General features: G+C 65.9%; 17 protein-coding genes. 8 read left to right on the top strand and 9 right to left on the bottom strand.

Annotated features, from left to right (window positions below; translation table 11 throughout):
* Positions 1-3 precede the first annotated feature (3 nt).
* Genes QFZ41_RS08565 through QFZ41_RS08550 form a run of 4 tightly spaced genes read left to right on the top strand, consistent with a single transcriptional unit; the run spans position 4 to position 3,349 of the window.
* Entirely contained in the window at positions 4-2,130 is a 2,127-nt protein-coding gene (locus tag QFZ41_RS08565) for an FUSC family protein (protein ID WP_429198375.1), read from the top strand.
* Positions 2,120-2,317, top strand: coding sequence for a DUF1656 domain-containing protein (locus QFZ41_RS08560; protein ID WP_371023683.1), 198 nt, complete (start codon positions 2,120-2,122; stop codon positions 2,315-2,317). The genes QFZ41_RS08565 and QFZ41_RS08560 overlap by 11 nt, the downstream gene beginning before the upstream one ends.
* 11 nt (positions 2,318-2,328) lie before the next feature.
* Complete coding sequence (locus tag QFZ41_RS08555; protein WP_429198374.1) at positions 2,329-2,685, top strand: biotin/lipoyl-binding protein; 357 nt, start codon at positions 2,329-2,331, stop codon at positions 2,683-2,685.
* Positions 2,686-2,692: 7 nt separating this feature from the next.
* Entirely contained in the window at positions 2,693-3,349 is a 657-nt protein-coding gene (locus QFZ41_RS08550) for an HlyD family efflux transporter periplasmic adaptor subunit (RefSeq protein ID WP_429198373.1), read from the top strand.
* A gap of 19 nt (positions 3,350-3,368) precedes the next feature.
* Here QFZ41_RS08550 and QFZ41_RS08545 read toward each other — a convergent pair whose 3' ends face one another.
* Complete coding sequence (locus QFZ41_RS08545; RefSeq protein WP_429198372.1) at positions 3,369-3,965, bottom strand: GNAT family N-acetyltransferase; 597 nt, start codon at positions 3,963-3,965, stop codon at positions 3,369-3,371.
* Between the two features lie 8 nt (positions 3,966-3,973).
* Positions 3,974-4,180, bottom strand: a complete 207-nt coding sequence (locus tag QFZ41_RS08540; RefSeq protein ID WP_306848145.1) for a YdcH family protein — start codon at positions 4,178-4,180, stop codon at positions 3,974-3,976.
* 106 nt (positions 4,181-4,286) lie between these two features.
* Between QFZ41_RS08540 and ttcA the strand changes: the two genes are divergently transcribed.
* The 4 genes from ttcA to QFZ41_RS08520 all read left to right on the top strand — a co-directional run bounded on the left by ttcA (position 4,287) and on the right by QFZ41_RS08520 (position 8,208).
* Positions 4,287-5,159, top strand: coding sequence for a tRNA 2-thiocytidine(32) synthetase TtcA (ttcA, locus tag QFZ41_RS08535; RefSeq protein ID WP_429198371.1), 873 nt, complete (start codon positions 4,287-4,289; stop codon positions 5,157-5,159).
* A gap of 35 nt (positions 5,160-5,194) precedes the next feature.
* Positions 5,195-6,382, top strand: a complete 1,188-nt coding sequence (locus tag QFZ41_RS08530) for an amino acid aminotransferase (RefSeq protein ID WP_429198370.1) — start codon at positions 5,195-5,197, stop codon at positions 6,380-6,382.
* Between the two features lie 77 nt (positions 6,383-6,459).
* Entirely contained in the window at positions 6,460-7,368 is a 909-nt protein-coding gene (locus tag QFZ41_RS08525) for a recombination-associated protein RdgC (protein WP_429198369.1), read from the top strand.
* Positions 7,369-7,440: 72 nt separating this feature from the next.
* Positions 7,441-8,208, top strand: a complete 768-nt coding sequence (locus QFZ41_RS08520) for a M48 family metallopeptidase (protein ID WP_429198368.1) — start codon at positions 7,441-7,443, stop codon at positions 8,206-8,208.
* Between the two features lie 12 nt (positions 8,209-8,220).
* On the opposite strand, the gene QFZ41_RS08515 is transcribed toward QFZ41_RS08520, so the two are convergent.
* The 7 genes from QFZ41_RS08515 to QFZ41_RS08485 form a co-directional block, all read right to left on the bottom strand.
* Positions 8,221-9,219, bottom strand: a complete 999-nt coding sequence (locus QFZ41_RS08515; protein WP_429198367.1) for an alpha/beta fold hydrolase — start codon at positions 9,217-9,219, stop codon at positions 8,221-8,223.
* 97 nt (positions 9,220-9,316) lie between these two features.
* The gene (locus QFZ41_RS08510) at positions 9,317-11,167 is read right to left on the bottom strand and encodes a M1 family metallopeptidase (protein WP_429198366.1); all 1,851 of its coding nucleotides are present in this window, start codon (positions 11,165-11,167) and stop codon (positions 9,317-9,319) included.
* A 120-nt stretch (positions 11,168-11,287) separates the two neighbouring features.
* The gene (locus tag QFZ41_RS08505; RefSeq protein WP_429198365.1) at positions 11,288-14,515 is read right to left on the bottom strand and encodes a dermonecrotic toxin domain-containing protein; all 3,228 of its coding nucleotides are present in this window, start codon (positions 14,513-14,515) and stop codon (positions 11,288-11,290) included.
* 131 nt (positions 14,516-14,646) lie between these two features.
* Positions 14,647-15,396 carry a bifunctional demethylmenaquinone methyltransferase/2-methoxy-6-polyprenyl-1,4-benzoquinol methylase UbiE gene (gene ubiE, locus QFZ41_RS08500; protein WP_429198364.1) on the bottom strand — a complete coding sequence of 250 codons (750 nt, stop codon included), beginning with the start codon at positions 15,394-15,396 and terminating at the stop codon, positions 14,647-14,649.
* A gap of 57 nt (positions 15,397-15,453) precedes the next feature.
* The gene (locus QFZ41_RS08495) at positions 15,454-19,083 is read right to left on the bottom strand and encodes a dermonecrotic toxin domain-containing protein (protein WP_429198363.1); all 3,630 of its coding nucleotides are present in this window, start codon (positions 19,081-19,083) and stop codon (positions 15,454-15,456) included.
* Positions 19,084-19,324: 241 nt separating this feature from the next.
* The gene (plsB, locus tag QFZ41_RS08490) at positions 19,325-21,937 is read right to left on the bottom strand and encodes a glycerol-3-phosphate 1-O-acyltransferase PlsB (RefSeq protein ID WP_429198362.1); all 2,613 of its coding nucleotides are present in this window, start codon (positions 21,935-21,937) and stop codon (positions 19,325-19,327) included.
* A gap of 17 nt (positions 21,938-21,954) precedes the next feature.
* Positions 21,955-22,923 carry a hypothetical protein gene (locus tag QFZ41_RS08485; RefSeq protein WP_429198361.1) on the bottom strand — a complete coding sequence of 323 codons (969 nt, stop codon included), beginning with the start codon at positions 22,921-22,923 and terminating at the stop codon, positions 21,955-21,957.
* Between the last annotated feature and the right edge of the window lie 112 nt (positions 22,924-23,035).

The raw sequence follows: 23,035 nt of genomic DNA, 5'->3' as shown, positions 1-23,035 counted from the left end.
GTCATGTCCGCTGCCAATCTTTCAACTGGTGCCCCGGTGACGCGACAGGTCGTCGTCGAGACGCTTCGCGAGGAAGCGTCGGTATGGTTGTTCGTGGTCAAGACCCTGACCGCGTTCTTCCTCACCGGCTGGATCGCGATGCGCCTGGATCTCCCCGCACCGTCCACGGCGATGCTGACCACGATCATCGTCGCCAACCGGCAAGCCGGCATGGTGCTGGCGAAGAGCTTCTATCGCGCGCTGGGTACGCTGGCCGGCGCCGCGGCGGCGGTCGGTATCGTCGCCGCTTTCCCGCAACAGCGCGACCTGTTCCTCCTGGCCCTGTCCCTGTGGATCGGCATCTGCGCGGGCGGCGCGACGCTGTACCGGAACTTCAAGTCGTATGCCTTCGTGCTCGGGGGCTACACCGCCGCCATCGTCGCCATCCCTGTCATCGAGAATCCTCCGGGCGTTTTCGACTCGGCGACCGCGCGCATCAGTGAAGTTCTGCTGGGCCTCTTCGTCAGCGGCGTCGTCAGCGACGTGGTCTTCCCCAGTCGGATGCGCGATGTACTGCGGCGCACGGCGCGCGAACAGTTCGCGAACTTCGTCGGTTTCATTCGCGACAGCATCGGCGGCGCCATTCCCCGTGAAGCGATGGAAAAGGCGCACCTGCGTTTCGTCCGAACGGCGGTGACCCTGGAGGACCTGCGCAGTTCGGTGATCTTCGAGGATGCCGAGGCACGCGCGCGCAGCAACCACCTGCGGCTCTTCAACCAGCGTTTCATGGCGGCTTCGACCAGCTTTCAGTCGTTGCATCACCTCATCAATCGCCTGAAGCGGGCACGCCGCGACACGGTGGCGAACCTGTTGATCCGTCTCTACGCGCCGCTGGGCGATGCATTGGACGCGCCGATCGAAGCCGGTGCGGCGGCGCGCGTGCTGCTGCCACGACTGGCGGCCGCGCGCGACGCGATGCGCGGCGATACGAGCGCTTTGCGCGCCACGCTCGACGACACGCAGGACCTGCGCGACTTCGATACGGGTGCCGCGCTGCTGCTGCGGTTCGTCGATGAGCTGCACGACTACGTCGATGCGGCGGCGACCCTGCAAACGCCGCGTGTCATCGCCGGCTCGGCGGAGCGTATACGTTTCGATCGCAGCAACGACTTCCTCGGCGCCGGTATCGCCACCGTCCGTACGACACTGACCATGCTGGTGCTGGGTGCGTTCTGGGTCCTGAGCGCGTGGCCCATGGGTTCCAGCGCGATGCTGCTGGCGACGATCTTCGCCGGTCTCTTCGCCACCACGCCCAACCCCACGAGAGTGACCTGGCTGGTCATGCTCGGTTACCTCTCAGGCATGATCGCGGGCTTCGTCTGCGAATTCTTCGTGCTCACCCAACTGGACGGGTATGGATTGCTCGTTGCTGGCGTCACGCCGTTTCTCGCCGTGGGCCTTGTCATGATGATGACCCAGCAACTCGCGTCGTACGGGCTCGGCTGGGCCATGGGCTTCGCGTATATCCTCGCGTTGAAGAACGTGCAGACCTACGATCCCGCGCATTTCATCAACGATGCGATCGCCCAGGTCATCGGGCTCGGCGCGGCGGCCGTGTCTTTCGTGGTGATTCCGCCGGCCATCGGCAGCGCATGGCTGCGCCGGCGCCAGTTGGCGCGGTTGCGCGGGCAGGTGGCGCTCGCCGCGGAAGCACCCTTGCCGGGCCTTCGCCATCGCTTCGAGAGCGTCAACCATGACCTCGTGAGCCAGGTGGTCGCCCAGACGGAGCCGGGCAGCGCCGATTCGCGTGCCCTGATCGCGTGGGCGCTGGCGGTGCACGAGACGGGCCGGGCGTTGATCGAACTACGCCACGACATGGCGCGCGGCGAATTGCCGCCCACGTTGCGCCCATACCTCGAAGAGGCGTTGCGCACCTTGTCACGTTTCTACGAAAACCCCGATGCGCCGGGTTATCTGCTGGCGCGCGATGCGGTCGCCACGGCCATCGCCAGTGTCGGCGAGCACGATGGCGTCGCGCACTTGCTCGAACACCTGCATCTCGTTCGCATGGCCTTGCTCGACAGTGAGTCGGTGCTTGCCGCGTACATGCCCGATGCGCCCCTCAGCAAGGAGATCATCCATGCCTCGTGAGATCGCGCTCGGCGACGCCCTGGTCCCCGGGCTGCTCGTCTTCTTCGTCCTGGCATTGCTTCTGCTGTGGCTGCTCGATGGCCTCGCGGGCCGGTTCGGCCTGTACCGGCTGGTCTGGCATCCGCCGCTGTTCCGCCTCGCTGTCTTCGTCTGTGTCTTCGGCGCCCTCGCGCTGTTCCTGTACTGAGTGATATCACCATGAAATTCGCCAGCCTCATCCGTTTCGCCGTGACCGCCGTGGTCGTGATCGTCGCGGCCTTCGTCGGCCACGCGCTGTGGAAGCACTACATGTATTCCCCGTGGACGCGCGATGGACGCGTGCGTGCGGAGATCGTGCGGATCGCGCCCGATGTCGCTGGCCTCGTCACCGACGTGCGTGTCGTCGACAACCAGACGGTGAAGAAGGGCGACCTGCTCTTCGTGGTGGACAAGGCGCGCTACCAGAACGCCGTCGCCCAGGCGCAGGCCAATCTCGCCGCCGCCGAGGCCGCGCGCGCGCGCCGCTGGCGCGAACATCAACGCCGCCACGGCCGGCGCCCAGCAGAGCCGGTCTAACTACGAGATGTACGAGGCGCAGTCCGAACGCCGCCAGAAGCTGATCAACAACGTGATCTCCGCCGAGGACAAGGCCAACGCCATGGCCGCCGCCAACGCCGCGCGTGCCGGATGGCAACAGGCCCAGGCGAGCACGAAGCAGGCCAGCGCCGCGCAGCAGCAGGCGCTGGCCGCCGTGGCGCAGGCCCGGGTGGAACTGGCTTCCGCGCAACTCAATCTCGACCGGACCGAAGTGCGCGCGCCGGTGGATGGCTATGTCACCAACCTGGATGTCCGCGTCGGCGATTATGCCAGCGCGGGTACGGCACGGCTCGCCCTGATCGACAGCAACTCGTACTGGATCTACGGCTATTTCGAGGAGACGAAGCTGCCCGGGCTGCGGGTGGGCGATCCCGTGGATATCCGCCTGATGAGCGGCGGCGTGATCCTGGAAGGCCGCGTCGAAAGCATCGCCCGCGGCATCACCGACGCGGACAATCCGACCGGCAGCGACCTGCTCGCCGACGTGAATCCGACCTTCAACTGGGTACGCCTCGCCCAGCGCGTGCCCGTCCGGGTGAAGATCGACGCCACCCACCTGCCGCCGGGCACGGTGCTGGCCGCGGGCATGACGGCGACGCTGGTGGTTCGGCCATCCGGTGGCGAGGCGGTCGCCTCGCGCTGAATCAGGGGGCGTGCCTGGCTCAGGGCCCGTTGGGCGCGAGCCGCTTCAACCGCAGTTCGAGCCACTTGTCCACGTCGGGCCATTCCGTGGCGAGGACGCTGTAGCAGACGGTGTCGCGCAGCGATCCATCGGGGCGCCGCTTGTGGGCGCGGAGGATGCCTTCGCGCCTGGCGCCCAGCTTCTCGATCGCGCGCTGCGAATCCTGGTTGTAGGCGTCGGTGTGGAACTCCACCGCGACCACGCCTTCGTTCTGGAAGGCGTTGGCCAGCAACAGATGCTTGCACGCCGTGTTGACGTGGCTGCGCTGCCAGCGGCGCGCATACCAGGTGTAGCCGATGGCCACGCGGTAGGGGTCGGCCACGATGTCGTAGTAGCGCGTGGAGCCGACGATTTCCCCGCTGCCGTTCTCGCGCACGACCCATGGAGACATCCGTCCTTCGTCCTGGCCGCGCAACGCCGACTCGACGTACTCGGTCATGCGGCCCGGAGCGGGTACCGAGGTGAACCACAGGTCCCAGAGGTTCCCGTCGGCGGCGGCCCGTTCCAGCGGGCCGATATGGGCCAGGGCGAGCGGCTCCAGGGTGACGTAGGCGTTTTCCAGGCGGGCGGGGATCATGGGCGGGCTCAGGCGTCGAGGTCGGGAATCAGCCGGCTTTCGATCCGGGCGATGGTGTCTTTCAGCAGGAGCTTGCGCTTTTTCAGGCGAGTCAGCTGAAGCTCGTCGCGGGTGATCGCGGCCGCCAGGTGCTCGATGGCGGTGTCGAGGTCGCGGTGCTCCACCTTGAGTTCGGCGAGGCGCTGGTTGAGTTCTGCTGGGTCCTGGACCTGCATGGCGTTGGGCCGGGCGGCGAGGGAAGCGCCGATTGTAACTCCGGGCGGGCGGCCCCGCAGCGGCTACAATAGGGACCCCCGTCCCGCCCGAAGCCCTCGCCGCACCATGTCCGCCATCCCCGAAGCCACGCGCAAGCAGACCTACGAGACAGGCAAGCTCGCCAAGCGCCTGCGCCGCCAGGTCGGCCAGGCGATCGCCGACTACGGCATGATCGAGGACGGCGACAAGGTCATGGTCTGTCTCTCCGGTGGCAAGGATTCCTACACCTTGCTGGACATGCTGCTCTCGCTGCAGGCGAAGGCGCCCGTCCGTTTCGAGCTGATCGCGGTCAACCTCGACCAGAAGCAGCCGGATTTCCCTGAACACGTGCTGCCCGAGTATCTGAAGGCCCGCGGTGTTCCGTTCCATGTCATCGAGCAGGACACCTACAGCGTCGTGACCCGGGTCATTCCCCAGGGCAAGACGATGTGCAGCCTGTGCTCGCGCATGCGCCGCGGCGCGTTGTACCAGTGGGCGGCCGACAACGGCATCACGCGCATCGCGCTGGGCCACCACCGCGACGATATCCTCGGTACGTTCTTCCTGAACATGTTTTACCAGGGAAGCCTGAAGGCGATGCCGCCGAAACTGCTTTCGGACGACGGCCGTCACGTGGTGATCCGCCCGCTGGCCTACTGTCGCGAAGACGATATCGCCGCCTATGCCGAGGCCCGGGCCTTCCCCATCATTCCCTGCAACCTCTGCGGATCGCAGGAAAACATGCAGCGCAAGGTGGTGAAGCGCATGCTCGCCGACTGGGAGAAAGCCCATCCCGGCCGTAGCGAGACCATCTTCCGCGCGATGGGCAACATCGCCCCGTCGCAACTGACCGATCGAAACCTGTTCGACTTCGCCGCCCTCGGCTCACGCGAGGACGCGTCGCGCGCCGACGCACGCGCATGGCTCGCGGGTGGCGACGCGGTCGACGACAACGACTGATCATCTCCTTTCACACGTTCCAAGGCCTGCCGATCATGACCCTGTTTTCTTCCGTCGAACTCGCGCCGCGCGATCCGATCCTTGGCCTCAACGAAGCCTTCGGTGCCGACCCCCGTACCGACAAGGTCAATCTCGGCGTGGGCGTGTACTACGACGAGCACGGCCACGTGCCGCTGCTGCGGGCCGTGCGCGAAGCCGAGAAGGCGCGGCTGGAAGCCCAGCTGCCTCGCGGTTACCTTCCCATCGACGGCATCGCGCTGTACGACAGCGCCGTGCAGAAACTCCTTTTCGGCCAGGCTTCTCCCTTGCTGGCCGAACGGCGCGTGGTCACCGCGCAGGCCCTCGGTGGCACGGGCGCATTGAAGGTCGGCGCCGATTTCCTCAAGCGGTTGAACCCGTCGGTTCCAGTCGCCATCAGCAACCCGAGCTGGGAAAACCATCGCGCACTGTTCGAAGGCGCGGGTTTCCAGGTCGTGGAGTACCCGTACTACGACGCCGCGACGCACGGCGTGGACGTCGAGGCGATGCTCGACGGCCTGGCGAAGCTGCCGGCCGGCGCGATCGTGGTGCTGCACGCGTGCTGCCACAATCCGACGGGTGTCGACCTCGGCTCCGATGACTGGAAGCGCGTGATCGCCACGGTGAAGGAGCGCGGTCTCGTACCCTTCCTCGATATCGCCTACCAGGGCTTCGGCGACGGTATCGAGGCGGATGCCGAGGCGGTGCGCCTGTTCGCCGGCGCGGAGGTCGCCTTTTTCGTCGCCAGTTCGTTCTCCAAGTCGTTCTCGTTGTATGGCGAGCGTGTCGGCGCACTGTCGATCATTACCGCGTCGCACGACGAGGCCGTGCGCGTGCAGTCGCAACTGAAGCGTGTGATTCGCACGAACTACTCCAATCCGCCGACGCACGGCGCCGCCGTGGTGTCCGCCGTTCTCAACCACGACGATCTCCGCGCGACATGGGAAGACGAACTCGGTCACATGCGTGAACGCATCCGCGCCATGCGCAGCGGCTTGACCGAACGCCTGGCCAGGGCCGGCGACTTCGCGTTCATCGAGCGCCAGCGCGGCATGTTCTCGTATTCAGGGCTGTCGGCCGCGCAGGTGGAACGCCTGCGCACGGAATTCGGCATCTACGCCGTGAGCACGGGGCGTATCTGCGTCGCCGCGCTCAACCAGGGCAATATCGACCGAGTGGCCGACGCGATCGCCCGCGTCGTCTGATCCCCGGCAAACATCCTTTCGCCGGTGGGCGCACAGCGCCCGCCGTGGCCATCCCTTCGCATGAGATTCATCGATACATGTTCTTTCGCAACCTGACCCTGTTTCGTTTTTCCGAGTCCGTCGCGACCGACCTGGAGCGTCTCGACGAGGCGCTTCCCGAGCACCGGCTGCGCCCGGTGGGCCCCATGGAGTTGACCACGCGTGGCTTCGTTTCGCCGCTGGGCCGTAACGAGGAAGGCCTGACCCATAGCGTGGGCCGCAACACGATGGTCACGGTGGGAAGCGAGGATAAGCTCCTGCCGTCCTCGGTCGTGAACGACGAGCTGGCCAACCGCGTGCAGAAGATCGCCGAGGAAGAGGGCCGCAAGGTCGGTGGCCGGGAGCGCAAGAAGATCAAGGACGACGTCATGAACGAGTTGCTTCCGCGCGCCTTCGTGCGCAGTTCGCGCATGAAAGCGTACGCGGACAAGAAGAACGGCTGGCTGATCCTGGACACGTCCAGCCGGAAATCGGCGGAAAACACGCTCAGCCAGATCCGTGAGGCGCTGGGCAGCTTTCCGGCCGTGCCGCTGGCGCCCGAGGAATCCCCCCGGATCCTCATGACCCACTGGGTCGCGTCGGGGGAATTGCCCGCCGGACTGGCGCTGGGTGACGAGTGCGAGTTGCGCGATCCGGCGACGGCGTCAGGCGCCATCGCGCGGTGCCGTCGCCAGGATCTCGACACCGATGAGATTCGTGAGCACCTGCGGACCGGGAAGCAGGTGTTCCAGTTGGGTCTGGTGTTCGACGACCGCATCTCCTTTGTACTTGGCGAGGACCTGATCCTGCGTAAAATCAAGTTCACCGACGTCGTCCTGGACGAGCAGGCAGACAGCCCTGAATCGGCCGCGGCGGAAATGGATGCGAATTTCTCGCTCATGGCGCTCGAATACGAGCGCCTGCTGGGCAAGCTGGAAGAATGGTTCAAGCTGCCGCGTCCGGATTGATCGGGCGTCGGAGTCGCAGGGTGTGATATGGCTTGGTGGGATGTTCGTCGGGATCGACACGAGACTCGCGACATGGCATCGGACGAAGATGACTGGCTGGAACTGGCGACCCCCACGGGTGGCACCATCCGTGTGCTCAAGGCGGCGCATCCGCGTGCCCGCCGCCTGCGCCTGACAGTGACCCCCAAGGGTGCACGGCTGACTTACCCCAATGGCACCCACACGGCCCAGATGACGGCGTTCCTCCGTCATCACGCCGACTGGCTGGAACAGAAGCTCGGCGAGTTCCACCTCGACGCCCAGCCCTTGCCGCCGCTACGCGTCGGTGTACCCACGACATTTCCCTTCCGTGGCGAGGAAATCACGCTCGACTGGTCGGAAGGTTCCTACCCGCGGGTCGAGCACGAGCCCGGTCTGCTGACCCTGGCCCTTCCCCGGCCGCATACGCGGGCCCTGCTCGTCGCCCGGGGCCTGCTGGCAACCTACTTCGAGGCACAGATCCGCCGCGACGTCTCGCGCTGGCTGCCGGCTTATATCCCCCAGATCAACGCGGCGCCGACGGCGTTGCGCATCAGGCCGTTGAAGAGCCTGTGGGGCAGCCTCGACACGCGGGACAGGATCAACCTGGATCTCGCCCTGGCGCTGGCGCCCCCCGCGGCGTTGCGCTACGTGCTGGTGCACGAGCTCTGCCACCTCAAGGTGCGCAACCACTCGCCGAAGTTCTGGCACTGGGTCGAGAGCGTGTTCCCGGACTACAAGGAACAGCGCGCCTGGCTACGCGCGAACGGCAGCGGACTCAAGATGCAGCTCGACAGGCTTATCGCGGACGTGGCGGATTAGGCTCCTCGCGAGTCAGTGCGCGAGCGCGAAGCCGGTGATGATGCGCGCGGTCTCTTCGGGCTTCTCCAGCATCGGCATGTGGTTGCAACCATTCAGCACGGTGGCGCCGATGGAGGGCGAACTCTTCAGGCCGCTACGCAGGGTGTCCAGCGCCGATACGTCGATGATCTTGTCTTCGCGGCACCAGAGGCCCAGGACAGGCATGGGCAACTTGCCGATGAGGGGATCGAGCGAAAACGCCTGTGCCGGCTCCTTCAGTTGGTTGAAGGTGCGCTCGATGAACGCGTGGTCCTTCTGGTTGCGCGCGACCAGCGCGTCTTCCAGGCGTCCCGGGATGTTCGGCGGCGTGAGGAAGATGCGTGCCAGCAACGCTTCCAGTCCGGCGCGATCGCTGTAGAGGAACGGGTTCGTTCCGGCCTTCACTTCGCGGGTGAAGTCGTTGTCCTTGAAGGTGAGTCCGAGAGAACTCATGAGCACGAGGCTGGCGACGCGCTCGGGATGCTGCTCCGCGTAAACGCCGGCGATCGCGCCCCCCATCGATTGGCCGACCAGCAGGAAGCGCTGCGCGCCGACGGCTGCCGCGAAGGCCTCCAGGCGTGCTGCCTGCGCCGGGACGCCATAGTCGCCGCCTTCGTTGCGCGACGACTCGCCCCAGCCGGGCAGGTCGGGGATGACGACGTGGAAGTGGTCGGTCAGGCCCTTGGCCATCTCCAGCCAGGTTTCCTTGTTCGCGGCAAAGCCATGCAGGAGAACGATGGTCGGGCCATCGCCGCCTTCGTAGTACGACCAGGTGGTATCGCCGGCGACGACCGTTTTCTTCTCGACATGCGATGCCATGGCCAGGCGTGCCGCATCGGCCTTGAGCAGCAGCGAAGGGGCGAAGAGATAGACCAGCCCGGCACCGATGCCGAGCACCAGCGCCACCACGACGAGGAACTTCAGCCGGCGCAGCAGCAGGCGCTGCCAGAGCGGGCGGCTGACGGGGGACGCGGGAATCGGGGTCTTGGCCATGAAATGGGGAGCCTGGAACGGAGGACGCCCCGCAAGATGCGGGGCGTCGCGGAAGGATGCAAGTGTTGCGGCCGCAATGGCACCGCAAGTTCGTGCGTTATTTCTTCTTCGACGTGCCGGCCAGAATGCGTTCCACGGCCTGCTGGGTCATGGGATGGTAGCCGCTCTTCGCCTTGGCGTACGTCTGCCTGGCGAAGGCGAGGCCTTCCGGAGTGCGGGCGAAGGCGCGATAGACCGGCGTGGTGAGGTACAGCCTTCCGATGCGGGTCATGTGCTCGGCGGCCGCCGTCCAGACGTCCTTGTCGCCGGCGGCGATGGCGTGGGCGTACCAGCGCATGCCGATCTCGGCGTTCGGCGTGCCGGTGAGGTGCCAGGCGGCATCGATGTCCTTGATACGGTCCAGCGGCGTGACATCGGGCAAGCGGTCGAGGAAGTACATCCACTCCTGGGTGTTCCAGGTCTTCGCATCGAGCCTGGCGGCGGCGAGCGTGCCCTTCAGGAAGGCCTCGCGCTGCTTATCGATGCCATCGAAGCGTGGCGACGTCGGCAACGGGGCATCTTTCGGGATGCCGGGTTGCCAGATCCATGCGCGAGCCTCTGCTTCGCTCATCTTGCCCGGGTACTTATCGAGCAGGTTGGCCTTCAAGTAGGCGAACATCGTGTCCGTGTCGATGCTCTGGAAGGCGAAGTGGGCGAAATAGCCTTTCAGGTAAGCATCGAAGTTGTCGCGGCCGAAGCGCTGCTCCAGCGTGCGGAGGAACCATGAACCCTTATCGTAAGCGACGGAGGACAAGGCATCGTCCGCGCCGGTGTCGCGAAGATCGGGCGTGAGCTTCTGCGCATTCGCGGGCATCTGCCCGATGGTCTTTTGCAGTTCCCGCGCGGACAGCAGTGCTTCCTCGTCGGCGAGTGCCTTGCCGTAGACCGCCTCGGTGATGCGTCCCTGTACGTACGTGGTGAAACCTTCGTTCAGCCAGCCGTCGCGCCAGGCGGCGTTGGTGACGAGGTTGCCCGACCAGGAATGCGCCAGTTCATGCGACACCAGCGAGACGAGGCTCTTGTCGCCGACCAACACGGTGGGCGTGGCGAAGGTCATGTTCGGATTTTCCATGCCGCCGAACGGGAACGACGGTGGAAGCACGAGGATGTCGTAACGACCCCATGCATACGGACCATAGAGCTTCTCGGTGGTCTCGATCAGCTTCTCGGTATCCTCGAATTCGTGTGCGGCCTTGTCGACGACGCCAGGTTCGGCATAGACGGCGCTGCGTGGGCCGGTCTCCTTCACCGCTATGTCGCCTGCGGCGATCGCGAGCAGGTAGGAGGGAATCGGGTGGGGCTGGTCGAACGAGAATTCGCCGTCGAGCGGATGCTTCGCGTCGTTGATCGCGCTCATCACCACGCGGACATCCCTGGGCGCGGTGATGTGCGCGTCGTAGGTGATGCGTACGGCGGGCGAGTCCTGCAGCGGAACCCATGAGCGGGCATGGATCGACTCGGACTGCGAGAACATGAAGGGCAGCTTCTTGCTTGCCGTCTGTTCCGGCGCGAGCCATTGCAGGCCCGATGCTTCCGGCACGGTGGCGTAACCGATTCGCACGCTCGTGGGATGGGCGGGAGCCTCGATCGTGAGCTTGGAACCCAGTTCCTTATCACGCGGGGCGAGGGCGTATTTCAGCGGGGATGACTTGCCGGATGCGTCGAGCGCCTCGACGCTGGCGATCTTCAGGTCACGCGTGTCCAGGACCAGATCCTTCGCCTTGGCGTCCTTCCAGTCGAGTTTCAGCGTGGCATGGCCGGCGAGTTCGCGCTTGCCGAAGTCCAGCTTGAGGTCCAGGTCCAGATGCGTGACGCGGACCGCATCGGGCTGCGCGTATGAATGCGGATCGGCGGCGAAGGCCACGACGGGCATGGCCATGACGAGGACGGCGACGGGAAAAAGGCGCATTGCTGGTTCCGATGGAAAGGAGAACCAGCAGTATGCCATCGGCGACACCGGGGCTGCCCGCGTCACCGCGCGCAGCCCCGGCACGAGCCGCCCCGCGCATGGCGAGGGGCGGCCTGGCGCCTAGTACCAGCGTTGCCTCAGTGGCCGCAACATGATGTCGAACGGGTAAAGGTGGAGCAATTCGCCCGCACCCGGCCTCAGGTAGAAGACGTTCGCCGCTTCACCGTTTCGGACATACATGGATACACGGCGGCTGGCGTTGTACACGGGGTGCAGTACGGACTGCGAAGAGATGCGAACGGCGAACATGTTCGCTTCGGTCAGGTCCGGGGTGCCCATCGCCTGGCGAATCTGCTCGATGGGAGCGTTCGGCGGCAGGTTGGTGAAGCGTACCCCGACCACGCCGGGCTCGATGTATCTCGTCCGGATGGCACCGGTACCCTGCTGGTAACCCTGGTGTAGACGTCCGCTTCCTCTCTGCTGGCCGACGAACTCGCTGTTGAGGACCGGCTTCCTTCCGTAATACCACAGGATCGGAGGAGCCTCGGCCAAGTCGATGCTTCGCAGACCGCCCGGGCTCATATTGATCGGAACGGCGGCCGCAGGCGTGTGGCCAATTTCGTTCGCCGTTCGGACTCGTGCGCGCTCCACCGCCGCCAGCCAGCGTTCGTACTGCTCGGGAGTAACGCCTTCGGGAATCGTCGTGCCTGTCCTGTTTCGCATGCGGGAGCCGACGCGCTCGCGCACCACCGGCTCCGGGAATGCCCGCTCGAGTTCATCGGTGTACCGGCTGAAAAGGCCCGTCGGCTGAGCTGCCGCTCCCTGATCCATCCCACCACGCAAGCCGACGCGGTGATGGATCCATTGGCCGGCTGGCGTGCGCTGGATCGCCGGCCCACGGAAAGTGTCGGGCGCATTGGGCCGGGTGAGCCGCCAGGTGGCGTAATCGCCATCGTAGCGGACCGAGTACAGCCGTCCATCGTGTTCGATGTATTTCTTTCTCTGGATGGTGAGGATGCCCTCGTGGTCGGCCTTGCCGGTCTTTCGTACCCCCTGTGCGACGAAGCGCGGTTCGAACGCGACGACGGCTTGCACCGCCGGCCGCGCCTGGACGAGACGTCCCGCCGCGAGGAAGCGTGCGCCGACGATGCCGTTCATCGTGCTTGTCGAAGCGAGTGAGTGGAACGGCAGCAGTCCGAGCGAGGCGACGTAGAAGTTGGCGAAATCGACAAACGCTTGCGACGAGTCTCCGGCTTTCACACTGTCATAGAGACGCCAGGAGGATTGCGCCACGTGCACGGGAGCCAGGACGATGCCTTTCATCGCATCTCCGATGATTTTGTGCGACAGGATGCTGCGCGGCCATTCCACCAGCCATGTCCATTGGGCTTGCTCCGCACTGCGCGTGAAGCGCTGCACGTTGCGCAGTCCGAGCTGTACGTCGACATCGTAGGCGGCAAGGGTGAAGTCCCCGGCAACTTCGCGTTCCTCGAACGGCGCCTCGGTTCGCGTATAGGCGGACGATGTACTGGAACCGAGCACCCAGTTGGCCAGGCGGTCGCCAGCGAACTCGCGTGCGCTCCCATTGGGCAGGACGCGCGCGTACTCGGCAGGCAGGCGATCGAGAAGGTACTCCCGGAAAGCGGGGTGATAGAAGAAGAGGCGGCCCGCCTCGGCGCGGTCGTCGAATTCGCGGAAGGTGACGCCGTCGGGTGCATCGGGCGTGTACAGCACGATGGAGGGAACGCTCCGCGGGTCACGCACGCCGATGGACACGATGTCGCGCAGCGGCGTGCCGAGGTAGGTCATCTGGCGCACGACGATCTCGTGGTTCTCGACGCGTGCACGGCCGGATGCTGCCGGCGCATCGATGGCGGCCTCCACCCAGCGGTAGCCACGATCGGCGCGGTCGGGACGAAACGAGCGGGGCAAGCCGTCCAGATAGTATGAGAGGCGGGCTTCCGCCGCCTGCAAGCGCATGTGCGCCAGTTGCATCTGGGACGCGTGTTCGCGCCGCATCGTCGCCTGGGCTCCGGACCGATACGTTGCGTCGATGTCGGCCTGGTAGCGTGTCGACAGGTCGAGTTCACGCACGAGGTTGCGTATGGCGCGGTCGTCCAGCCTGGCGATGGCCGCGCCGTCGCCGGTATGGGCACTGAGCCGCACCGGGTCGAACGTGGCGATGTTCTGGTAGGCGAGATCCAGCAGGCGGATGTCCGCGGGGGCCGGCCCTTGGAACAGTGCCTGCAGCGAATCCAGGCGTGCCGCGGCATCGGCGCCCCGATCGACCCGTACCAGGATATCCGCGGGGGCATCCGTGACACCCATGGCGCGCAAGCGTTCGCCCAGCTTCGCGGCCGCGTATTCAGGCAACGAGGCAAGCGGCTGCAAGCCAGCCTCTGCGCCGCTGGCAATGACGGAGCCGCGTGTCGATGTGTAAATGTCTTCCGCATCCACCCAGTCCGCGGCGACCTGTGCGGGAGCACGTGCGAGCCGCTGCCTGTTGAATGTTTCCAGGAGAGAGGCATGGCGGGTGGCCAGGACGCTTGCCACGTCGAGCGCATGTTCCATGCTCAGGGCCTCCTCCACGGTATCGATAAGAACCGGTACGCGCGCATCACCGCTTCCCGCCAGCGTGAACTCGAACCACGCCTGGTCGAGCTTGTCGCGCTGCACGTCGATGATCCGGTCGACGAACGCGGCGAAGGGATCGCCGCCGGTGGGACGTGACGCGACGAACGGATCGGCGCCAAGGGAAACGGTGTGTTGGTGAGCCATGCCCGGAAGGCCGGGCGTCGAAACCAGGGCAAGGCGGAGCCTGCGTTCCATCTCGGCGTGGGCATCGGCCGTCGTCGGAAACGACTCCCAACCCCGCTCCGAAGAAAAGACGAGCGTCGGGCCCGGCGTTTGCGTGTCGTGGACGAGCAGTACGCCCGAGTAGGCGGTGCCGCCGAGGGTCAATTCGCGTGCTTCGAGGTGCGGGGGCATCCCGGAATGGCGGCTAGCCACCATGGTGCGCACGATGTCGAACGAGCGGTCGTCCAGAACGCCGTCCTCATGACCCAGCAACGCGAGGTCCGAGGCTGCGCCGGCGATCCGATCAGCAAGGGCGGCGCGCCGCGATATGCCATCCGGGGCATCCGCGGGTGCCGTATCCCAATACACGGCGACTTCCGCGAGGTATGGCTGAAACCCGGCCTCGTCGATGGTGTCGGGCAAGGCAGGCTTGCTGGCCTGTTCCGTTGCCAGCCACGCCTGTAGCCGCGAGAGACGATCGAAGGCGCTGACGCCTTGTTGGTAAACGGATTGCGTGGAGGCGGGCGGTGCCTCGGGCGGGAGCATGTCCATGGTGCGTCCTTTGCGTGGGGAAATCCAACGCAAAGTGTATAAATGGACATCTATACGGGTTAGCGGCGCGAGTCGCTCCTGATCCCGTCGCGGCCCGCGAGACGAAGTGCGGAATCCCTGACGCCGTGAGGCTAGATCTTGTAGCCGCGATGGATCGCTACGATGCCATTGCTGAGGTTGCGGACTTCCACGTGTCCGTAGCCGGCCGCGAGCATCATCGCCTTGAGGGTGTCCTGGTCCGGATGCTTGCGAATCGACTCGGCGAGGTAGGTATAGCTGTCCGCGTCGTTGGCGAAGAGACGGCCCAGGCGCGGGAGGATCTTGAAAGAGTGCACGTCGTACAGGCGGGAAAGCAGGGGGCTCTGCACCTTGGAGAATTCCAGTACCAGGGCCCGGCCGCCCGGCTTCAGGATGCGATGCATGTCCGCCAGCGCCTTGTCCTTGTCGGTGACGTTGCGCAAGCCGAACGCGATCGTGACGGCGTCGAAGCTGTTGTCGGGGAAGGGCAGCGCCTCGGCGTTCATCTGGGCCCAACGCAAGCCGGCAACGAGGCCCCGGTCGGTCAGGCGGTCGCGGCCAACGCCCAGCATGGCGGCATTGATATCGCCGATCACCACTTCACCCTCGTCGCCCACCACCGGCTTCAGCAGCGCCGCGATGTCACCCGTGCCGCCGGCGAGGTCGAGTACGCGGTCGCCACGCCGCACGCCGCTGACGGCCACGAAGTGGCGCTTCCACAAACGGTGGATGCCGAACGACATGAGATCGTTCATGAGGTCGTAATTGCGAGCGACCGATGTGAAAACCTGTCCGACAAGTTTTTGCTTGTCGGACAGGGGCACATCGCGGAAGCCAAAGTGAGTGGTTTTCTGGTTTTCCATGCCCTGCATGGTACTCCGTTCGGCCCCGTCAGGCAGCCGTCCCTCGGGTTCGGCGCATCACGGGTGCATCGGGGGGAGAGGCCTTGGGCGCCCGCCACGCTCGCCCACGGAGAGGATGTGCGTCGAGGGAACGCGGATAGGCCGTTCGCTGTGCAGGGTGTACTGATATTCGCCGCCCGGCAGGGGACGCCGGCGCACCTGGAACGGCGCCTCCGGCTCGAGAAGGATGCGGCCGTCGCCCACGTTCCGGTGATGGAAACGCATCATGTCGATCTGCAACCAGTAGCCCAGAGGATCACGGCGCCCTGTCTGGTGGACCGGTGACGTGCCGAGTACATCGGAGAGCAGGGCGGGTGGCGTTTCCGGCGGAAGCGCCGATACGGGATAGGTACGTGGGCCATCGGGTGCGCCAGCCCATATCGGTTCGTGCGTCAGCGTGACGCCTCTGAGGTTTGCGGCCGGCCAGAATTCCGACTCGAACGGACTCTCGCTGAAATACCAGACCTTTTCCGGCCAATCGTGCCAGTTGACGACCTCGGCGGCTGGCGAAGCCTGGGTTATCGCACCGCTGGTGGAGGCGATCGGATCCGGGGACTGACGCGTGGCGTTCCTGGCCACCGTGAGAGCCTCTTCCCACCGCTGCCTCTGCGTTGGAGTCAGCACCGGTGCCGACGGGCTTGCATCGCCCGTGGACGAGGAAATGGATGGAACCTGGTCGTCCACGCCATGGGGGATGCCCGGCGGGGACGGGACGCGCCGGCCGTCGTAGCGCGCGTACCCGGCGATGTTCATGACTTCCGCACGCTCGGTGACGAGCGGGAACTGGCGGTCGACCTCATGGAAGAAGACGCGTCGCTGGTGGGCGTTCAATTCCACGATGTCGGGATGCAGGTGTGGGTCGATCAGTAGCGCGCTGCGTGGCTGGACCGCGAACTTCAAGTGCGTTCCGTCGGGTCGCACCAGCGCGATCGCGCTCGGGTTGTCCGTCAAGGCGGTGGTTATCTCGGCACGCATCGGTTCGAGCACCGGCGGTAACGGCATGGCCTGCGCCGCGGCCGGGGCGGGGGCGGGGAGGGCAGGCGCTTCGTGCGCCGGTACCGGCGCGGGTGGTGCCTGCTCTTCGAGGGACAAGCGACGGAGCAACCGGCGCATCCGGCGCATGCCTCCGCGCAGTCCCGCATCCTGGGCATAGACCCATTTACCATCGACACGTTCGATCAACGGCCCGGTGAAGCGGGCATCGAGGGCGCCTTTCGCCGGGGCAAGTCGCCAGCGGCCATAATCGGTGTCATGCCGAACGAAGAAAAACTTCCCCTCATGCTCTATGTAAGCCTGGTCGCGCACACGAAAGATGCCCTCGTCGTCCGGTTTGCCCGCCCTGCGCAGATTCCGTGCGGCATATCGGTCCTCGAACAGCACACGCGGAGGCGTCAACCGGACAGGAGCGCTTGCCACGCCGCTCGCCGCGGTGCGTGAGCGCACGATGGACGCCGCGATGTGGCGCCCACCGACGAACGGCGGCACGACGAGGTTCAGCGCGTTGACATAGCCGTCGGTAAAGGCGACGAACGCCTGCCCGGTGTCGCCTGCCTTCGCATGATCGTAGAAACGCCAGGACGCCTGCGCGAGGCGTGCGAGGCTGGCGGGTAGCTCGGTCAGCGCGGTTGCCGCCAGGCCGGCTGCCGGATTGATATTGAAACGGCCTCCCAGGTAGGCGAACAACGCATCCTTGTCCGCGCCCGATGTGGAGCGGGCAAGGAAGCGCGTATCGCGCCGGTATTTCTCGACCGTGGCGTCATAGGCCGCGGCGAGGAAATCCCCCTGTACCTGGTGTTCGCCGAACGGTGCGGCGGTGAGCGTGTACGCGATGCTTCCACTGGCTCCGAATACCCAGTGCGCGAGCCGGTCTCCGGCGAAGTGACGGCTCGCCCCGTTAGGCGACAGGGTGGCGAATTCCGCCGGAAGGCGATCGAGCAGGTACTCGCGGAAGGCAGGGTGATAGAGGAAGCGGCGCGCGGCATCCTGCCTGTCGCTGAACTCCCTGAAAGTCAGCCCGTCTGGTGCTCCCGGCGTATACATGACCACGCGGGGCACGCTGTTCGGTGTGCGCACGGCGAAGACGAGGATGCCGTCCATGGGCGCCTGCTGGTAGGTGACCTGGAAAACCGTGATGTCGTGGCCGCCGACGCTGCGATGGCTTGCCGGGGCGTCGAGTGCTGCTTCAACCCATCGGAAACCGCGCTCCTCGCGGTCGTCGATGAATGAACGCGGTTCGCCGGGAAGGTAGTACGACAGGCGCGCCTGGGCGGCCTGAAATCGCATTTCCGCCGCCTGCACGGCCATGGCCATCTTACGGGCCAGGGCGCCAGTGGGGCCCTCGCGAAGCCGCTCTTCAAGGTGCGCCTGATAGCGGTTGGCGATATCGAGGTCGCGAACGATATCGCGGATCGCCCCGTGGCCGAGGCGGTCGCGCAACGACGTGCCTTGCTCGTCGATGGCGTGCAGTGTCTCTAGCGAAAAACGGCCGACATTCTGGCAGGCCAGGTCCACGAGCGACATGCGCCGCACCTGCGTCGAACCCGGTAACGGATCAAGCGGGGCGAGCGCTTCCGGCAGGACCTTGATCCGGGCGGCTTCGATGGTGATCGCTTCAGGCGACTCGTCGATTCCCAATGCCGCCAGCCTGCCCGCGAGCTGGTGCGAAGCGAAGGCGTGCAAGGTCATGGGTGGCTGAATGCCAGTGACCGCCCGGAGCATCCCTACCGCCGCGAGCGACTCGTTATATCTATCGCGTGCCCGGTACCACGCCGTGCGAACCGGGTCCGGGACGTTCGCCAGCCGGCTGGCGACGAGGCCTTCGAGCAGGAGCGCTTCGCGCAGCTGCTCCATGCCCGCGATGTCCAGCAGCGCATCGGACGATAGCTCACCGCGAATCCGGTCGCCGAGATCCTTGGCGGCCTCTGCTCCGGTTCCTGTCCCGGCCGTGTCGAGGACATGGTCGTCCGCCGCCAGTGCGATGCGCCCCGACTGGACCTCGACCATCCGCGTCGCCAGTGTGGTGAAGACGTGGTCCGGAATATCCCGGGAGCCGACGACGCCTCGTGCCTTCGCATCGGTGAATTCGTCATTCTCCAGGCCGGTTCCGTCAGCGAGGTCCACCGACTCCAACAACCTGCGGCGAGTCGATTCCAGCAGCTTCTCCAGCGAGTCGAAGGCCTCCCACCCGCCGTGGGCCGTGAAGAGAAGCGCGAGCCCCGGCGTGCCGTCGTCGTCGACGATCAACGACCCGGCATGTGCGGCATCACCAAGCATGAGCGCGCGGGCGTGCATTCCTTCCGGGAGCGGCGCGTCGTGTAGCGTGGAGATGCGTTTCGCGAGCAATGCCGCTTCCTGGCCGAGTGTTCCGTCGAGTCCGCGCAGCGTGGCCTGTTCCTTCATGGCCTCGGCAAGTCGGCGGCCCAGGACGACGGTGCGTGAATCGTTTCCTTCCGTGGCCGGGGCATGCCAGAACTGGCTTAATTTCGCGAGCAGATCCCGTGCGCCTTCCGCATTGGACTCCGCCAGCGTCGGCTGGGCCTCACATAGCCGAAAGAGCGCGTCCCTTGTCTCCGTCAGACGGCGTAGCGCGTCGATCGCCGCCTGGTTTTCATTCTGTACCGCCTCATGAGGCGTGGTCTGGATATCCATGGTTGCTTCCTTGCGGTGGTTGTCACTTCAATCGCCTGTCGGTCGGCGCGGGTGCGATGCGCTGGACCCGGTGGCATTGCCACGGGCAGCTCGCGGAGGCGCCATATCCGTCTGGCGATCCTTCAGTGCGGGGGAGCCGCAGTGTAGACAAGGCATCATTCCCACCGCCGTCAGCCAATGCCCCGGCTAGACAAGGCCCGTTCTCGCAATCGTGTCGGCCTTCCACAGCCGACGACGCGCTTCAATGATGCTTGTCGTGCCGGGTATGTTCGTTGGACACGTGGCGATCGTGCAGTGACTCGCCTGCGGACCCATCATCGGGATCGACCGGCGGCCGTGCATCGAAGTCGCGGTCGTTCTCGCCACCGGGCGTGATCTTGAGTATCGAGTGCCGTACCTCGCGGGCGAGGATCACGCGGGCATCGCGCACCATGTCCTCCAGCGCATCGCTGAAATCGAGCTTGCCCGCGTCGTCGGTCCAGACCACCTTGGCTTCACGGAGCTTCTGGATGAAACCGCGGAACAGCGCCTTGTCGAAGAACTCGGGCGCCGACAGTTCGTTGAGCATGCTCAAGCGTTGCGCGGTGAGCGTGCAGGCGGTTTCCAGTTCGCCGGCGCTCATCGTGTGCGGGCCATTCTTCACCAGGGCGGCGATGGCGATGTAATAGCGCTCGAACGCCTGGAGCATGCTCCTCGCGATCACGCGAAGCTGGTAAGCCCCATCGTCCTGGCCGGGGCCGCGTTCGAGCAGGCGGCCTTCGGCGCTGGATTCCAGGATGCCGCGGCGGACGAAGAACTCGATCGTCTCCTCCACCTGGTTGGCGAACCCTGCGCTGTCCCAGGGCAGGAACAATTCACCCTGGATGAACGGGTAGATGATCTGCCCGAGGCGCAGCACGGACGAACGTGACATGCGCCGGTTGTTGAGGAAGCAGGCGGCCACCCACGCGGCGGCCGCGTTGAGGTGCAGCACGTTGTTGCGGAAGTACGACAGGAGCACCGCCTGCTCACCGTCGGTGATCAACACGTCGCCGAGCGGATGGCGGACGCGGCGAATCCAGCCCATCTGCTCGCCGTAGGCGACGACGCCCTGCGGGTTCATCGGCGTGATGGTCACGCGGTCGGAATACGGAAGCTCCTGGAACAGCGCCTTGGTCAGTTCGATCTGGGCGAGCAGGTCCGCCTCGGCCATGGCGTGTTTCGGCGTCGCCAGCAGGGCGAGCGCGAGCAGGTTGATCGGGTTCACGTCCGCCGCGCGGTTGATGTTCACCTGGATGCGTTCGGCGAGGTCGTCCACCACGCCGCTCATCCATTCCGGCTTCACATCGGGATCGGCGGTCGCTTCGCGCCAGTTCGGCGCGGCGCTGTCGAGAAGGGGCGTGAGCAGGACGGGCTCGCCGAAGTTCAGCGTCACATGCCCATAGCGCTGGCGCAGCACCTTCAGGCCGCGGATCAGGCCCAGCAACGACTCCTTCTCTTTCGGTTTGCCTGATAGTTCGCCGATGTACGACTTGCCTTCCATCAGCTTCTCGTAGCCGATGTACACGGGCTGGAACAGGACGGGACGGCGCGGCGCGCGGAGAAAGGCGCGCAAGGTCATCGCGAGCATGCCCGCCCGTGGCGCGAGCAGCCGGCCAGTGCGCGAGCGCCCGCCTTCGATGAAGTATTCCAGCGGCACGCCGCGATCGACGAGCTGGGCGAGGTATTCGTTGAACACCACCGAATACAGCGCATTGCCCTTGAAACTACGGCGCAGGAAGAAGGCGCCACCGCGGCGAAGGATCGGACCGACGACGGGGAGGTTCAGGTTCACGCCCGCGGCGATGTGCGGAGGCACGACACCCGAGTGATGCAGCTGGTAGGAAAGCAGCAGGTAGTCCGTGTGACTGCGATGGCACGGCACGTACACTACCTCGTGGCCGGGCGCGGCGGCGCGCGCCTTGTCGAAGTGGTGCATGGCGATGCCGTCGTACAGCTTGTTCCAGAAATTCGACAGCAGGAACGAGGTGGAGCGCACCACGGGATGCGAGTAATCCGCGGCGATCTCGAGGGCGAAGTCGCGCGCACGCCGCTGCGCCTTCGCCAGCGAGATATTCTCCTTGCTCGCCGTGGCCGAGATCGCATCGCGCACCGGCTGCGTGTTCAGCACGGCATCGACCACCGTGCGGCGATGCGAAAGGTCCGGCCCGATCACCGCGGCGCGGATGCGGCGGAAGTGCGTGCGCAGGACACGCGCGATCTTGCGCGTGAGGCGCTCGGGCGTCAGGCCACCCGACTCGCCGAGTACCGAGCGCAGCGATACCGGCGTGGAGAAGTGCACCACGGTGTCGCGACCGTTGAGCAGCAGGGCCAGCATGCGACGGAAACGGCCGACCACGAGCCAGTTTTCGGCGAACAGCACGCTGAACCATCCACTTTCGCGGTTCGGCGCACGGCCGACGTAGATCGATACCGGCACCACCTGGATGTCCCGCGAAGGATCGTCCTGGATCGCGCGGATCAACTGGCCGATCGGCTCCTTGGGTCCGCGCGAGTCGGTGCGCCCGAAGATCCACCCCTGCCGGCGGCTGAGGGAGAACACGGAACGGCGGCGGCGGCCGGGCAGGTTGATCAACTGCATCGGGCTGGGCAGCCCGGCTTCGCGGCAGGCGCGTTCCAGGATCAGCACGTCGGACGTGCCGTCGCGCTCGATGGCATAACAGACCGCCGCCCCGCTGTTGAGCAGGGTCGCGGGTTCGGCGGGATCACGCTTGATCCGCACCCAGGGTTCGAGCAATCGACCCAGCAGCTTGAACCACCAGGGCGAACGGGCGACATGGACGTGCGGATCCGCACTCATCGGAATTTCGGGCATCGTGGGATTGTACGGCTTCAGCGGGTCCGGGCGTCCGCGACCGGGGCGCCCGGGTTACGCGGCGGGGGCGGCGCGGTGGAAGGAGGCGCGGGCACGCTGGAGGCGGGCGCCGGCGGTACCAGCCGTGCGTGTTCGTCGCGCACACGCTGGAGCAGGTCGCTGTCGTACCAGCGGCCGTCCAACAGCACCAGCGTGGCGTCGGTCTGGATGGGCTTGTCGAGCACCGTATAGGTGATCTTCACGTGGGCGGAGCCGCCATTGCTTTCGAGCGCGTCGATGCTTACCGATTCGAAGCTCTTGTCGATCGACAGACCATAGACGTCCAGCAGGCGCTTCAGGCCCATCCAGGCCGTGGACCAGGTGGCCATGGATTGTTCGAAGCTCATGGCGTGCAGCGCTTCTGGGGTCGAGAGACCGCTCTTGCGCGCGGTGTCGACGAGGACGCCGATGGCCTCTTTCGCCTTCGCCTGGTCGGCCCAGTCCACCGTCTGCGTCCACGGCGCGACCGCGTTGACGATCTCCCGCAGCTGCCGCTTCTGGGACAGCGTGAGGTCCTTCGCCTGATCGATCGCGGTCAACGCCATCGACTGGCCTACCCCCGAGAGCAAGGGCATCTGGTCCTTGTAGTCGCGGTTGAAGCGCAGGAGGATGGGGCGCAGGTCGGCGAAGAGCTTCTTCTCGGCATCCGGCTCGGTCAGGCGCTTCACGCCCGCTTCGAATTTCGCCCGGTCGTCCGGAGTGACCGGGCTTTGCGCGGCATTGCGCAGCGGCCAGTCCGCACGCAGCGTGGCGAAGTCCGCCGGCGGTAGCGCGTGCTTCCAGAACAGGTCGAACTTGCCCTCGCGCAGCAGGGCCAGCGACTCCCGGGTGGCGTCTTCTGGAGAACCGCCGCCCGGTGTTCCCGGGGCTTCCTTCTGCTTGTTGCAGGCGGCAAGCAGCGTGAGGAACAGCAGGAGGATCCAGACAATCGGACGATGGCGGCGCATGGCGGGGTCGGCGGCGCTTGGCGAAGGGGAGGTGGAGGATACAGGGCGCCCGGTATCGATGGGGGCGTCGCGCGCCACCTCGCCCGGGCGGCCTTAAAAGAAAAAACCCCGG

It is taken from the genome of Luteibacter sp. W1I16, assembly GCF_050434905.1.
GTDB lineage: Bacteria > Pseudomonadota > Gammaproteobacteria > Xanthomonadales > Rhodanobacteraceae > Luteibacter.
Note: the sequence above shows the minus strand (reverse complement) of the source record. Positions and strands in the feature narration are given on the sequence as shown.